Origin of the sequence: Streptomyces sp. NPDC050509 (genome assembly GCF_044457965.1) — a bacterium.
Classification (GTDB): domain Bacteria; phylum Actinomycetota; class Actinomycetes; order Streptomycetales; family Streptomycetaceae; genus Streptomyces.
The window spans coordinates 602635-617095 of the sequence record NZ_JBITHL010000001.1 but is presented as its reverse complement, the minus strand read 5'-3'; the positions used below and the strand labels follow the sequence as shown (position 1 = coordinate 617095).

At 71.3% G+C, this 14461-nt stretch carries 12 protein-coding genes; 5 read left to right on the top strand and 7 right to left on the bottom strand.

Going from position 1 to position 14461, the window contains the following annotated elements; translation table 11 throughout:
- Nucleotides 1-6: 6 nt before the first annotated feature.
- Nucleotides 7-1224, top strand: coding sequence for a glucose-1-phosphate adenylyltransferase (glgC, locus tag ACIBJC_RS02255; protein ID WP_399286523.1), 1218 nt, complete (start codon nt 7-9; stop codon nt 1222-1224).
- Nucleotides 1225-1292: 68 nt separating this feature from the next.
- On the opposite strand, the gene ACIBJC_RS02250 is transcribed toward glgC, so the two are convergent.
- The 5 genes from ACIBJC_RS02250 to ACIBJC_RS02230 all read right to left on the bottom strand — a co-directional run bounded on the left by ACIBJC_RS02250 (nt 1293) and on the right by ACIBJC_RS02230 (nt 7160).
- The gene (locus ACIBJC_RS02250) at nt 1293-2312 is read right to left on the bottom strand and encodes an ABC transporter permease (RefSeq protein WP_399286520.1); all 1020 of its coding nucleotides are present in this window, start codon (nt 2310-2312) and stop codon (nt 1293-1295) included.
- On the bottom strand, nt 2309-3274 hold the full coding sequence (locus ACIBJC_RS02245) for an ABC transporter permease (RefSeq protein ID WP_399286517.1): 966 nt from the start codon (nt 3272-3274) through the stop codon (nt 2309-2311). Before ACIBJC_RS02245 ends, ACIBJC_RS02250 begins: the two co-directional genes overlap by 4 nt.
- Nucleotides 3267-4796: a sugar ABC transporter ATP-binding protein gene (locus ACIBJC_RS02240; protein WP_399288060.1), complete on the bottom strand. Its 1530-nt coding sequence runs from the start codon at nt 4794-4796 to the stop codon at nt 3267-3269. The genes ACIBJC_RS02245 and ACIBJC_RS02240 overlap by 8 nt, the downstream gene beginning before the upstream one ends.
- A gap of 49 nt (nt 4797-4845) precedes the next feature.
- Nucleotides 4846-5931, bottom strand: a complete 1086-nt coding sequence (locus tag ACIBJC_RS02235) for an ABC transporter substrate-binding protein (RefSeq protein ID WP_399286514.1) — start codon at nt 5929-5931, stop codon at nt 4846-4848.
- 188 nt (nt 5932-6119) lie between these two features.
- Nucleotides 6120-7160, bottom strand: a complete 1041-nt coding sequence (locus ACIBJC_RS02230) for a LacI family DNA-binding transcriptional regulator (RefSeq protein ID WP_399286511.1) — start codon at nt 7158-7160, stop codon at nt 6120-6122.
- Between the two features lie 124 nt (nt 7161-7284).
- Between ACIBJC_RS02230 and ACIBJC_RS02225 the strand changes: the two genes are divergently transcribed.
- From ACIBJC_RS02225 to ACIBJC_RS02210, 4 genes are all read left to right on the top strand, one after another.
- The gene (locus ACIBJC_RS02225) at nt 7285-9870 is read left to right on the top strand and encodes a PA14 domain-containing protein (RefSeq protein ID WP_399286508.1); all 2586 of its coding nucleotides are present in this window, start codon (nt 7285-7287) and stop codon (nt 9868-9870) included.
- Between the two features lie 213 nt (nt 9871-10083).
- Nucleotides 10084-10797, top strand: a complete 714-nt coding sequence (locus ACIBJC_RS02220) for a GNAT family N-acetyltransferase (RefSeq protein WP_399286506.1) — start codon at nt 10084-10086, stop codon at nt 10795-10797.
- Nucleotides 10798-10930: 133 nt separating this feature from the next.
- The gene (locus ACIBJC_RS02215; protein WP_399286503.1) at nt 10931-12460 is read left to right on the top strand and encodes an SDR family NAD(P)-dependent oxidoreductase; all 1530 of its coding nucleotides are present in this window, start codon (nt 10931-10933) and stop codon (nt 12458-12460) included.
- A 288-nt stretch (nt 12461-12748) separates the two neighbouring features.
- Nucleotides 12749-12940: a hypothetical protein gene (locus ACIBJC_RS02210; RefSeq protein WP_399286500.1), complete on the top strand. Its 192-nt coding sequence runs from the start codon at nt 12749-12751 to the stop codon at nt 12938-12940.
- 57 nt (nt 12941-12997) lie between these two features.
- Here the strand turns inward: ACIBJC_RS02210 and ACIBJC_RS02205 are convergent, their stop codons facing one another.
- Both ACIBJC_RS02205 and ACIBJC_RS02200 read right to left on the bottom strand, forming a co-directional pair.
- The gene (locus ACIBJC_RS02205; RefSeq protein WP_399286498.1) at nt 12998-13513 is read right to left on the bottom strand and encodes a DUF1990 family protein; all 516 of its coding nucleotides are present in this window, start codon (nt 13511-13513) and stop codon (nt 12998-13000) included.
- Entirely contained in the window at nt 13510-14352 is an 843-nt protein-coding gene (locus tag ACIBJC_RS02200; RefSeq protein WP_399286496.1) for a YndJ family protein, read from the bottom strand. Before ACIBJC_RS02200 ends, ACIBJC_RS02205 begins: the two co-directional genes overlap by 4 nt.
- Nucleotides 14353-14461: the final 109 nt, after the last annotated feature.

Here is a 14461-nt window from a genome sequence, read left to right as displayed (position 1 = left end):
GCGGCCATGCGCGGTGGACCTTCGGTGCTCGGGATCGTCCTGGCCGGCGGGGAGGGCAAGCGTCTGCTGCCGCTCACCGCCGACCGGGCCAAACCGGCGGTGACGTTCGGCGGTACGTACCGGCTCGTCGACTTCGTCCTGTCGAATCTGGTGAACGGCGACATCCTGCGGATGTGTGTGCTCACCCAGTACAAATCGCACTCGCTGGACCGCCATGTCAGCACCACCTGGCGGATGTCGAGCCTGCTCGGCAACTATGTGACCCCCGTGCCCGCGCAGCAGCGGCTCGGACCGCGCTGGTACCTGGGCAGCGCCGACGCGATCCTCCAGTCCCTCAACCTCGTCCACGACGAACGCCCCGACTACATCGCGGTGTTCGGCGCGGACCACGTCTACCGGATGGACCCGCGCCAGATGCTCGCCCAGCACGTCGAGAACGGCGCGGGCGCCACCGTCGCGGGCATCAGGGTGCCGCGCGCCGAGGCGTCGTCGTTCGGGGTCATCACCCCGGGCGCCGACGGCGTCCAGGTCGAACGGTTCCTGGAGAAGCCGGCCGATCCGCCGGGGCTGCCGGGCGACCCCGAGCAGGTGTTCGCCTCGATGGGCAACTACCTCTTCACCACGAAGGTCCTCGTCGACGCGCTGCACCGGGATGCCGAGGACGAGAACTCCGTGCACGACATGGGCGGTTCCATCCTGCCGATGCTGACCGAGCGGGGCATGGCCCAGGTCTACGACTTCCGGAACAACCACGTACCGGGCGAGTCGGCGCGCCAGCACGGCTACTGGCGCGACGTGGGCACCCTCGACTCGTACTACGACGCGCACATGGACCTGATCTCGCCCCAGCCGGAGTTCGACCTCGACAACCGCCGCTGGCCCATCTACACCCACCCCGGCCAACTGCCCCCGGCGCGCTTCGTAGCGGGCGGTATCGCGACCGACTCCGTCGTCGGTCCGGGCTGTGTGATCCGGGGCCAGGTGAGCCGGTCCGTGCTCTCCCCCGGTGTGGTGGTGGCCGAGGGCGCGATGGTGCAGGGCTCGGTGCTCCACCACAACGTACGGGTCGGACGCGGGGCGGTGGTGCGCGGCTCGATCCTCGACAAGAACGTGGACGTGCCGCCCGGGGCGACGATCGGCGTCAACCCCGGGCGCGACCGGGAGCTGTACACCGTGTCGAAGAACGGTGTCATCGCGCTGGGCAAGGGCCAGCGGGTGGTCTGACCGGGGCCGGGGCCGGGATCCGTGGTCCGGTCCGCCGCCCGGTTCCTCTCCGGGCGGCGGACCGGGCCTCAGAGCATTCGGCGCCGGCGTCCCAGCCAGGTCTGGGCGATCACCACCACCGCCAGGAAGGCGCCGCTGACGACCTGTTGGTAGGCGGAGTCCAGCGAGCCGATCTGGTTGATGACGTTCTGGATGACCTTCAGCAGCAGCACCCCGACGAGCGATCCGCTGATGAACCCGAAGCCGCCCGTGAGCAGGGTGCCCCCGATGACGACGGCGGAGATCGCCTCCAGCTCCATCCCCGTACCGAGGATGGTCACCCCGGAGACCAGCCAGGCCGCGTTGAGCGCCCCGGCGAGCCCGGCGCAGAGCCCCGAGAGGGTGTAGACGGCGATCTTCGTACGGGCCACCGGGGCGCCCATCAGCGCCGCCGCGTCCTCGTTGCCGCCGACCGCGTACACGTACTGGCCGAAGCGGCTGCGGCGCAGCACGACCGCGCCCAGCACGAAGAGCGCCGCCGTGATCCACACCGGCAGGCCGATCCCGAACAGGGTGTCCTGGCCGAGCCGGGCGAAGAAGGACGTCCCGTCCACCAGATAGGTGTTGGCGCCCTCGTCGGTGACCGACAGCAGCACCCCGCGCGCCAGCAGCATCGCGGCGAGCGTGACGATGAACGGGGCCAGCCGCGCCCGTGCGATGAGCAGGCCGTTGACCAGGCCGATCAGCCCGCAGACCGCGAGCGGCAGCAGCAGCGCGACGGCCGTGCCGTACCGCGAACCCCAGGCGGCGAGCACCCCGCCGAGCGCGAACAGCGAACCCACCGAGAGATCGATCCCGCCGGTGATGATCACAAAGGTCATACCGAGGGCGACGACGGCGAGGAACGCCGAGGAGACCGCCATGTTCGCCACGTTGTCGCCGGTCGCGAAGGTGTCGAAGCCGACGGACGCGGCGACGGCCACCACCACGAGGGTGACGAGCGCGCCGTGCCGCTGGGCGAGCGCGCTCAGCCGCTCGGCCCGGCTCACGCCGAACGGATCCCCTTCGTCGTTCAGGGAGTTGGCCTCCCGGGTATCCACCGTGGTCACCGCTTCCCCCGTTCCCGTGCCGCGTACACCGCGAGCACGATCACCACGGCCTGGGCGATCTGGGTCCAGGACGGCGGCAGGTCGTGTTTGATGAGCGTGGCGGTCAGGAGCTGGATGAGCACGGCGCCCGCCACGGTCCCGCCGATCCTGATCCGGCCACCGCTCAGCGGAGTACCGCCCACCACCACGGCGGTGATGGCCGACAGCTCCATCAGCGTGCCGAGCGAGGTCGGGTCGCTCGCCTGGAGCCTGGCGGTGGCCAGCACCCCGGCCACCGCGGCCAGGACGCCCGAGCCGACGTAGACGAGGATCAGCACCCGGCGCACCGGCAGCCCCGCGAGCCGGGCCGCCGGTCTGCTGTCGCCGATCGCGAGGAGCTGCCGGCCGAAGGTCGTGCGCCGTACGGTGAAGCCCACCGCCAGCGCCAGCGCGGCGGCGATCAGTACGAGGTACGGGACGCCCAGCAGATCGCCCGAGCCCAGCGCGGCGAGACCCGGGTCCCTGACGTCCTTGAGCTGGGGGAGCAGGACCAGCGCGAGACCGCGCCCGGCGACCATCAGGGCGAGCGTCGCCACGATGGGCTGCACCCCGATGAACGCGATCAGCGAACCGTTGGCGAGCCCGACGGCGGCCCCGCCGATCACGGCCACGAGCAGCGCGATCCACGGCCCGTACCCGAGATAGAGGGAGAGCAGCGAGGTGGAGAGCGCCATCACCGCGCCCACGGAGAGGTCCACGCCCTCGCTGCCGATGGCCAGCGCCATCCCGAGCGCCACGATGATGACGGGCGCGACCTGCACGGCCTGGGTACGGAAGTTCTCCGCGGACAGGAAGTGCGGGGTGAGCAGGGTGTTGGCCAGCAGCAGCACGGCCACGCCCGCGTAGACGCCGTACTCCTGGAGGAGCGTCAACAGCCGTGCCCGGTCCAGGGGTACGCGCCGCGGCGCCGCGAGATCAGTCATGACGGCCCTCGTCCTCCTGGGGTGCGCTCCCTGCCGCGATGGCGTGCAGCAGCCGGTCCTCCGTCACCTCGGCGCCGGTCAACTCCGCTATCACCGCACCGTCCTTGAGCACCACGACCCGGTCGGAGCCCTCGATCAGCTCCTCCATGTCGGAGGAGATCAGCACCACCCCGAGCCCCTCGCCCGCGAGTTCGTCGATCAGCCCCTGCACCTCCGCCTTCGCGCCGACGTCGATACCGCGCGTGGGCTCGTCCAGGAGCAGCACCTTGGGCCGCATCGCCAGCCATCGGGCGAGCAGCACCTTCTGCTGGTTGCCGCCGGACAGCTCACCGACCTTCTGGTGCGGACCCGACGCCTTGATGCGCAGCCGCTTCATGAAGGTGTCCACCAGCCGGTCGATCCGCGCGTCGTCGACCAGCCCGAAACGGGACAGCCCCGGCAGTGCGGCCAGCGCGATGTTCTCCCGTACGGAGAGCCCGGGCACGATGCCCTCGGCCTTGCGGTCCTCGGGCAGCAGGCTGATACCGGCCCGGATCGCGGCGGGCGTGGACCCGGTCCGTACGGGCGCCCCCGCCACCACCACCCGGCCCGAGTCGGGCGGCAGCGCGCCCGCGATGGCCTTCGCGGTCTCGCTGCGGCCCGAACCGAGCAGCCCGCCCAGCCCCACCACCTCGCCGGGCCGTACCCGTACCGACACTCTGTGCAAAATCTGACGGACCGTCAGGTCATGTGCCTCCAGGACGGGTTCGCCGCCCGTGTCGTGCCCGCCGGAGAACTTGGTGAGCCCTTCGCCGCGCACCTCGCCCATCTCGCGCCCCAGCATCAGCGAGACCAGCCGCAGCCGGTCCAGTCCGGCGATCGGGCCGGTGTGGACCCGGCGGCCGTCGCGCAGCACGGTGACGGTGTCGCAGATCTCGTACAGCTCGTCCAGCCGGTGGCTGACGTAGATCACCGCGATCCCGCGCTCCCTGAGCATCCTGATCACCCCGAACAGGGTGCGGACCTCGCGCGGTTCGAGCGACGAGGTGGGCTCGTCCATGACGACGACCCGCGCGTCGACCGAGACCGCCCGCGCCAGGGCCACCATCTGCTGGGCGCCGACCCCGAGCGAGCGCAGCGGCCGGCGGACGTCCACCCGCAGTCCGAGACCGCGCAGCGCCTCGTCGGCGGCGCGGTGCATCCGCCCGAAGTCGATCAGCCCGAACCGGCCGCGGGGCTCGCGCCCCAGGAAGAGATTGCGGGCCACGCTCATCAGGGGGACGAGGTTGACCTCCTGGTAGATGGTGGAGATCCCGGCGTGCTGCGCCTCCAGCGGGGTGGCGAACCGTACCGGCTCGCCGCGCAGGACGATCTCGCCCCCGTCGGGCCGGTACACACCGGTGAGCACCTTGATGAGGGTGGACTTGCCCGCGCCGTTCTCGCCGATCAGCGCGTGGACCTCGCCGGGGCCGACGGCGAGGTCCACGCCGTCCAGGGCCCGCGCGCCGGGGAAGGACTTGGTCAGCCCGGTGACCGACAGCAGATGCGGCCGTACGCCGTCCGTCGGGTCCGTGAGGGCGTTCGACGGCACGTCAGTAGGCCTTGCCCAGATCGGCCTTGGCGTTCTCCGGGGTGTACGCGGTGTCCTGGATGACGATGTCCTGGGAGACCTTCTCGCCCCGGGTGAAGGTGTCCAGGGTCTGGAAGGCCAGCGGCCCGAAGCGCGGATTGGACTCGATGACGCCGGAGATCCAGCCGTCCACGATGCCCTGCACCGCGTTGCGCGTGCCGTCGACCGTCACGATCTTGATGTCGCCCGCCTTCTTGCCCGCGCTCTTGAGGGCGTTGACGGCGCCGAGGCCCATCTCGTCGTTCTCGGCGTAGATCCCGGTGATGTCCGGGTTGGACTGGATAAGCTGCTCGGTGACCTGCTGGCCCTTCTCCCGGGCGAACTCGCCGGTCTGCTCGAACACCACCTGGAGTCCGGGCGCCTCGGCCTTGATCCGGTCCTTGAACCCCTTGGTGCGTTCGGTGGTGACATTGTTCCCGGCGGCGCCGAGCAGGATGGCGACCTTGCCCTTGCCGCCGGTCGCCTCGATCATCCGGTCCGCCGCGCGGCTGCCCTGCTCGACGAAGTCCGAGCCGATGAAGCTCACATAGTCCTTGCAGGCCGTCGCGTTGATCTTCCGGTCGATGGTGACGATCGGGATCTTCTTCGCCGCCGCCGAGCGCAGCACCGGGCCCCAGCCGTCCGAGTTGAGCGGGGCGATGACCAGCAGGTCCGCCCCCTTGGTGATCAGGTCCTGGACATCGCTGATCTGCTTGGAGAACTGCGACTGGGCGTTGGCCGTGAGGAGCTTGATCCCCCGGTCGGCCGCCTCCGCCTTGATGGAGGCCGTCTCCGCGATCCGGAAGGGGTTGGCCTCCTTCTCGGACTGGGAGAAACCGACGGTCGCGCCGGCGAGGTCCAGCTTCTTCCCGCCGAACCGGTCGAGGGCGCAGGTCTTGTCGGTCCCGGCGCTGGGGGAGGCCACCACCTGGTCGCCGCCCCCGGCCGCCGCCTTGCTGTCGCCGGAGGCGTCGTCCTCCGACTTGGCGCAGCCGGACAGGGCGAGTGCGGCGACGAGACTCGCGGCGAGAACGGTCGTGGTGGTGGAGCGGACAGCGGAAGACTTCATGGCGGAACCCCATCTCGGCACGGCCCCGGCGCGAGGAACACCGCCCGGGAGATCTGCTCGTACGGTCTGCTGGTCTGCACGGTCTGCTGCGCTTGTTCGGAAGGTTTTTTACATCGTTGTACGGATCCTGTAAACCCTTCGCGCGAGAACGGCGCCACACGGTCCCGCGAACACTCCGTACGGGCACGTCACGCTCTGCCGCGGGTGCTCTCACGCTCCACCAGCCGGAATTCCGCGCGGAGTTCACGCGCCGGCCGCTGGCCCGTGCCCGGGCCACCGGCCTCTTCCCGGCCGCCGTGCAGCCGCTCCACGAGGGACTGCACGGCGAGCCGCGCGATGGTGTGTTTCGCGGGCGAGACCGTGGTCAGGGTGACCGTCCCGTACCGGCCCTCCGTGACGTCGTCGAAGCCCACCACCGCCACATCCTCGGGCACCCGCAGCCCGCGCTCGGAGAGCACCCGCATCGCGCCGATGGCGATCAGGTCGTTGTACGCGAAGACCGCGTCCGGCAGCTCGCCCGAGTCCAGCAGCCGGGCCATCGCCGCCGCGCCGTCCGCGTGCGCCCAGCCGCCGGTCGGCGCGATCAGCGAGTCCGGCGCCGGCATCCCCGCCGCCGCCAACTCCGCACGCCAGCCGCGCAGTCGGAGCTGGGAGGGCTCGTTGACCATGTCCGTGCGCGCCCCGAGGAACGCGATCCGCGACCGGCCCAGCGCGAGCAGATGACGTACGGCCGTCCTGGCCGCCGCGACATTGTCGATCGCGATGTGGTCGTAGGGCAGGTCGTACTCCCGCTCGCCGAGCAGCACCAGCGGCGCGTCCTGGTCACGGCCGTGCAGATCCTCCGCCTCCAGCTCGATCGGGCTCAGGATCAGCCCGTCGATGACCCGCGCCCGGAACCCCTGGCTGACCAGGATCTCCCGCTCCCGGCTGCCCCCGGTGTGGTCGAGCAGCACGGTGTACTCGTGCTCGGCGGCGGCGTCGATGACCGCGCCCGCCAGCTCGGCGAAGTACGGGTTGCCCAGCTCGGGCACGGCCAGCGCGAGGATGCCCGTACGGCCCTTGCGGAGGTGGCGGGCCGTCAGGTTCGGCACGTACCCCAGCTCGTCGATGGCCCGCTGCACCCGGGACCGCATCGAGGGCGTGACGTGCCGGTAGTTGTTGACCACGTTCGACACGGTCTTGATCGAGACGCCCGCGCGTTCCGCGACGTCCTTGAGGCTGACGCTCACCGATATCTGCTCCCCGACTCTGGACAGTGCCGCAAATGGCGTGCTGTCATGCCAACTGCCGTTCCTTCCAACGTTGTACAGACTGACGCAACGAGCCGCCACCCTCTCTTCGCAAGGAGGATTCGTGCGCATCCGAAGAAAACTGGCCCTCCTGCTCGCCGCCGTCCTCGGCGTCGCCGGACTCACCGCGGTCCCCGCCGCCTCGGCCGCGGACGACCCGGCCGAGGCACGTGGACTCAAGGGTGAGTACTACGCCCAGTCCGCCCCCGGCGCCTTCGATTTCCACGAGCTGAAGGCCACCGTGTTCGACCCGGTCATCGACTTCGTCAATCTGGAGCCGCGACTGACCGCCACCACCGGACGGGCCGACGACGTCTCCGTACGCTGGACCGGGAAGATCGTCCCGGAGACCTCCGGCGCCCACACGTTCTCGATGATCGGCGACAACGGCTTCCGGCTCTGGGTCGACGGACGCCTCGCCATCGACCACTGGGTCGACGACTGGGACAAGGAACAGACCGCCCAGCCCCTCGACCTGACGAAGGGGCAGGCCTACGACATCAAGGTGGAGTACTTCGAGCACTACGGCGGCTCCAACCTCCGCCTGCGGTGGACCGAGCCCGGCGGCACCAAGGAGCCCGTGCCCTCCTCCGCGTTCCGGCTGCCCGACGGCTTCGCGTACAACGGAGCCCTCGCCACCACCGTCCTGCCCGACGGCCGCACCCTGCGCCTGGACTTCGGGCAGAAGCTCGCCGCCCCGCCCGCCGGTCTGGCCGGCCACCTCAGCGCTGTCATCGGCGGCGCGCAGTGGCCGCTCGGCACCGTCAAGAGGGACCCGAAGGACGCCCGGCGGCTGCTGGTCACGCTCAAGGAACCGGTCGTCGGCAGGGGCGGCAGCGCCGACCTCCGCTACGACGGGGCCGGCGGTCTCACCGCCGACCTCGGCGCACCCGTCGACCCCTTCTGGAGCAGCGGACCCAACACCTCGGAGTACCAGCTCACCACCCCCTGGGCCAAGGAGGTCGGGCCCCGCAACGCCCTTCCCGAGTACCCCAGGCCGCAGTTGACCCGTAACGCCTGGCAGAACCTCAACGGGCAGTGGCAGTTCGCCGCCGCTACGAAGGGCGAGAGCCCGCCGGTCGGCAAGAACCTCCGCGAGAAGATCCTCGTCCCCTACCCCGTGGAGTCGAAGCTCTCCGGCGTCGAACGGCACGAGGACCGGATGTGGTACCGCCGCACCTTCACCGTGCCGTCCACCTGGCAGGTGGGCCAGGGCAAGCGGCTCAACCTCAACTTCGACGCCGTCGACTGGCAGGCCGAGGTCTATGTCAACGGCACCAAGGTCACCGAGCACAAGGGCGGTTACGACCGCTTCAGCGCCGATGTCACCGACGCGCTGAAGCCCGGCCGCACCCAGGAGCTGATCGTCGGCGTCTACGACCCCACCGACTCCAAGGACGGCGAGAACCCGCCGATCGGCAAGCAGCGCCTGGACCCCAGCGGCATCTGGTACACCCCGTCCTCCGGGATCTGGCAGACGGTGTGGATGGAGCCGGTCGCGGCCGACCACATCGGTTCCCTGAAGCTCACCCCCGACGTCGCGGGCGAGAAGCTCGCCGTCGAGGTGCGCGGCATACGGGACGGCGTGCGCGTCACGGCCACCGCCTACGACGGCCGGCGCAAGGTCGGCACGGTCACCGGCCGCAGCGGCACCGCCCTCAGCGTGCCGGTCCGTGACCCGCACCTGTGGTCGCCGGACGATCCGTACCTCTACCGTCTCGAAGTGACGGCGGGCAAGGACCGCGTCGGCAGCTACTTCGGGATGCGCTCGCTCACGGTCGAGAAGGTCGACGGCACCCCCAGGACCGTCCTCAACGGCAAGCCCACCTTCCTGATGGCCACGCTCGACCAGGGCTTCTGGCCGGACGGGCTGCACACCGCACCGACCGACGAGGCCCTCGCGTACGACCTCAAGGCGCACAAGAAGCTCGGCTACAACTCCGTACGCAAGCACATCAAGGTCGAACCCGACCGGTGGTTCTACTGGGCGGACCGGCTCGGGCTGCTGGTCTGGCAGGACATGCCCGCCATGAACACGATCAATCCGAACGCGGCGTCCCGTACCCAGTACGAGCACGAGATGAAGCGGATGATCGACCAGCACAGCAGCAGCCCCTCGGTGATCATGTGGGTCACCTTCAACGAGGGCTGGGGCCAGTACGACCAGGCACGCGTCGCCGACCAGGCCAAGGCCTGGGACCCGACCCGGCTGATCAACAACATGAGCGGGGTGAACTGCTGCGGCGCGGTCGACGGCCGCAACGGGGACATCGCCGACGCCCACGGCTATCCGAGCGCGCAACTGCCCGCGCCCGACGGCAAGCGGGCGCTGGTCAGCGGGGAGTACGGCGGCCTCGGCCTCGCCGTTCCCGGCCACGCCTGGCCGGTGCAGCACACCTACGTGGGGGTGGACCAGGCCGCGTACACCGACGCGTATCTGGCCGAACTCGACAAGGTGCGCGCGCTCGCCTGCAAGGGAAGCAACGGCGCGGTCTACACCCAGATCGCCGATGTGGAGGGCGAGCTGAACGGACTGCTCACCTACGACCGGAAGGTGCTGAAGCCCGACACCCAGCGGCTCAAGGCGGCCCACGAGGCGCTGATCCGCGACGCCGAGAACCCGGCCGCCATGGAGTGCGGCACCTCCTGACGGCCGTCCCACGGCCCTGACGATCGACACCGGTGGCCCCGGTCCGCCCCCGCCAGGGACGGACCGGGGCCGCCGGCGTCGGACGCTCAGGGCCGCCGGGGCCGGGGCGGGGCACTCCGGGCGGCCGGAATAGCCTGCCACCTGTCCGCATTACCAAGGGGAGGTTGCCTCAGGGGCGACCGATCCCACCGGTCAGATGGAGGAGCCCCGTCCATGCCCCACGCCCCTGTGCCGCACCCGCTCGACAACCCCGCGCGCGCCGCCCTCACCGGACCGCACGCGCACGTCGCCGAGCGGTACGGCGCGCTGCTGCGCTACCCGGCCGACATGGCTCCCTGGCTGGCGCTGCCCGCCGACCCGGAAGAGACCGACTGGGCCGACGTCGCCGCGTTCGCCGGGCCCGGCGGCGCCCTGGCGCTCGCCGGGTTCGCCGGGGCGCCGCCGGCCGGCTGGGAGGTCACCTTCCAGGGCGACGGCGTCCAGATGGTCGACGCCGGACTCGCCGCGAAGCCGGACGAGGAGGCCGTACGCCTCGGCCCCGCCGACGTGCCGGAGATCCTCGACCTGATCGAGCGCACCCGGCCGGGCCCCTTCTTCACCCGCACCGTCGAACTCGGCACCTACCTGGGCATCCGCCGAGGCGGCGCGCTCGTCGCGATGGCGGGGGAGCGGATGCGCCCGCCGGGCTGGACCGAGATCAGCGCCGTCTGCACCGCCCCGGAATTCCGTGGCCAGGGACTCGCTGCCCGGCTGGTCCTGGCCGTCGCCGACGGCATACGGTCCCGCGGTGAGACGCCTTTCCTGCACGCCGCCGCCGACAACACCAACGCCGTACGGCTCTACGAGTCGCTCGGCTTCCGGCTGCGCCGGTCCATGAAGTTCCTGGGCGTACGGGTCCCGGCCGGGACGGCCGTCACGACGGGATAGCACGACGGGATAGGATGATGGGATTTTGTTGGCTCCCGCTCCGTCGGTACGCTCCTGACCCGCGGTGACGATCTCGGCGGCCGGCACCACCCCCAGTGATCAGTGATCAGTGTTTCGAGGAACGGCAACAACGATGACGGTGACAGAGGACAGCCCGGCGTACGGCGGCGGCCAGGCGGACCCGGCCGGCCCGGCCGGGGGCGGCATCCCGGAGCCCCGGGACGGCGGCCCGGAGTTCGGTCCCGGCATCGACGCCGAGCGGATGGCCGTCTGCCTGAGCGTGCTGGACGAACTCGACAAGCTGGACGTCGACCACCCCGACGCGATCGCGGTCCGGCGCGCCACCGCCGGGATCTACCGGACGGTGAAGCAGCGCCGCCGCCAGGAGCGCAGGGCCGCCAAGACCGCCCACGACAAGGCCGTCACCGAGGCCACCGCCACCGGCTCCGCCGAGCGTATCGACGACGAGACCCAGGGCCTGCTGCCGTCCTCCTCGGCCGCCGGGGAGATCGCGGGCATCCTCCAGCGCCCCCGCTCCTGCTACATCTGCAAGTCCCGCTACACCGAGGTCGACGCCTTCTACCACCAGCTCTGCCCGTCGTGCGCGGCGGAGAACCGGGCCCGCCGTGACGCCCGTACGGATCTGACGGGACGCCGCGCGCTGCTGACCGGCGGCCGGGCCAAGATCGGCATGTACATCGCGCTGCGGCTGCTGCGCGACGGCGCCCACACCACCATCACCACCCGGTTCCCCGCCGACGCGGTCCGCCGCTTCAAGGCCATGCCGGACAGCGACGACTGGATCCACCGGCTGAAGATCGTCGGCATCGACCTGCGGGACCCGGCGCAGGTGGTGGCCCTCGCGGACTCCGTCGCCGCCGCGGGACCGCTGGACATCCTGATCAACAACGCCGCGCAGACGGTACGCCGCTCCCCGCAGGCCTACAGCGAACTGCTCGCCGCCGAGTCGGCGCCCCTGCCCGCGGGCGAGCTGCCCGCCTCGCAGGTCATCGGCGCGTTCGGCAGCGGCTCCCAGGCCGTGCTGTCGGCGGGCGGCGCCGAGGCCCTGAGCGCGTCCGACGTCACCGGGCTCGCCCTGGTCGGCGGCTCCGCCACGCTCGCCAGGATCGAGGCGGGCACGGCGATCGACGCGGGCGGCCTCGTCCCCGATCTGCACGACTCCAACAGTTGGGTGCAGACCGTCTCCGAGGTGGACGCGGTCGAACTCCTCGAAGTGCAACTGTGCAACTCCACCGCGCCGTTCATCCTCATCAGCAGGCTGCGCCCGGCGATGGCCCGGGCCGCCGCCGCCCGCGCCTACGTCGTCAACGTCTCCGCGATGGAAGGAGTGTTCAGCCGTGGCTACAAGGGCGCGGGACACCCGCACACGAACATGGCCAAGGCCGCGCTGAACATGCTCACCCGCACGAGCGCGCAGGAGATGTTCGAGTCGGACTCCATCCTGATGACGGCCGTCGACACCGGCTGGATCACCGACGAGCGCCCGCATCCGGACAAGATGCGCCTCGCCGACGAGGGCTTCCACGCCCCGCTCGACCTGATCGACGGCGCCGCCCGGGTGTACGACCCCATCGTGCGGGGCGAGAGCGGCGAGGACCTGTACGGCTGCTTCCTCAAGGACTACGCGCCCGCCAATTGGTAGCCCCGGGACCGACACCCCGTCACAGGGCTCCCGCTACACCACCGACGGAACCCCGGCCGACCGGAACTGGTCCGGTTGGCCGGAAGTTCACCCGAAAGCCAGCCCTATAGAGCGGACTGGCGCTCATCTGGTTACTCTGATGCGCACGGACGGCCAAGCAGGGGACACACCATCCCCACGGCCGTGCTGGGACAGGCCCCCTACCACGGCCGCGGTCCCGTCCGACAAAACGGCGCCACCGCGACGGAACCACCTGTCCCAGAGTTACCCGACACAGAGGAGTGCGCGGTGACACCAGATCTGACGCAGCGAGAACAACGTCCGACGGAGTCCGTCGAGCGTGGGTGCGGGCCCGAGAAGCGTGGTCGAGGTCCCGAGAAGATCGGCAATCTGGAGGTCTGGGCCCGGTCGGCCCCGATCCGGCTCGCGGGGTACGAGGACGACCTCGCCGAACCGCACATCCTGCCCGGGGTCGACTGACCGGCCCGCGGTTCGGTCCCGTACCCCCGCGCGAGCCGGGGTACGGGACGGCGCGCCTCAGGCGTCGCGCGCGATCCTGGTCAGGGTCCGGCCCAGCCACCGGGCGTACGCGCGCTGGAGCACCGGCACCAGCGGGCCCGCGAGCCGGGCGTACCGGCGGGCCGGGCGGCTGAAGGCCGTGACGGTGAACCAGACGGAGCCGTCCTCGCCCAGCTCGACCACGAAGGACTCCTCGCCGCACTCCGGATGCCCGGTCAGGGTGCCGTACGCGAAGCCCGTACGGTCCTTCTCGTACGCGGTCCACACCACCTGGCACGGCGCGGTCACCCGCAGCCGCCCCACCCCGAGCGAGACCCGCACCCCGGTGCCCTGCTCCGCCCGGGGAGAGGTGGCCGCGACCCCGGCGCCCGACCGCCGGTGCAGGGCGAAGGTGGTGACGGCCGCTCCCGCCGCCTCGAAGGCGGGGCGGCCCCGGCCGATCCTGGTCCGGTGGTGGAGATGGTGGTAACCGTCCGGCAGGGGGCCGAGCCGGGTGGCGCCCACGTCGGGGTAGGTGAAGGTGGCGGCATTCATGCGGCGGTCTCCTTGAGTCGTCGCCAGGACAGGATCGAGCAGAGGGCGAAACCGAGGGCGTTGCCCAGGCCGTGCGTGGCCGCCATCCAGGTGAGGGTGGGGTGGGGGAGCCCGGTGGCCTCGCCGAGCGCCCAGCTCAGCGCGAGGACCATGGTCGCCGCCAGCACACCGGAGGAGACGGCGAGCAGCGCGCGCGTGCACCGGTCCCGCGCGCCGGGTCTGATGTCACGCCAGGTCAGCACCGCGACCGTCCACATCCCCGCGGTCAGCACGACCGCACCGGCCAGCTCGGTCGCCTCGCCGGTGAAGTAGCCGATCAGGACCGTCAGGGTGCCGAGCGGGACGCTCAGCGCCGCGAACCGGCCCGCGGGGCCCGGCACCGTACGGCAGACCAGGCCGGCGGTCAGTGCCGCGGCGAAGCCGGCGAAGTGGAAGTGCGCGACCGTCAGCCGCAGGGTCGTCAGGTCGAAGCCGAGCAGGTGATGCCCCCACCGCTCCGCGACCAGGGCGACCCCCGCGATCGACGGGGTCACGAGCGCGGTGAGCGCCGCCACCTCCGCCGGGGCCGGGAGCGGGGTCCGGCTTCGCGCGGCGCGGATCACGGCGAGCAGCGCCAGGGCGAGAGTGGCGAGGGCGTAGCAGACGGCGAGTGCGGTGGCCGGCGCCCCGCGTGGCAGCCAGAGGGAGATGGCGCCCAGCAGGCCCGGCAGGGGCCACAGGCGGCGTAGCGCCCGCAGGCCGGCGGTGGCGGGCCTCTCCGGTGTCTCCAGCAGCCGCAGCCCCAGCGGCACGATCGCCAGCATGCCGACCGTCACGATCATGCTGACCAGCACGGACATCCCACGCCACCCCCCGGACTTGAACGCGTTCAGTTTCTTCGGCGAGCCTAAGTCGTTTATTGAACGCGTTCAAGTCCCGGGCGCGTCGGGCTCGTCCGGCTTGCGGGCC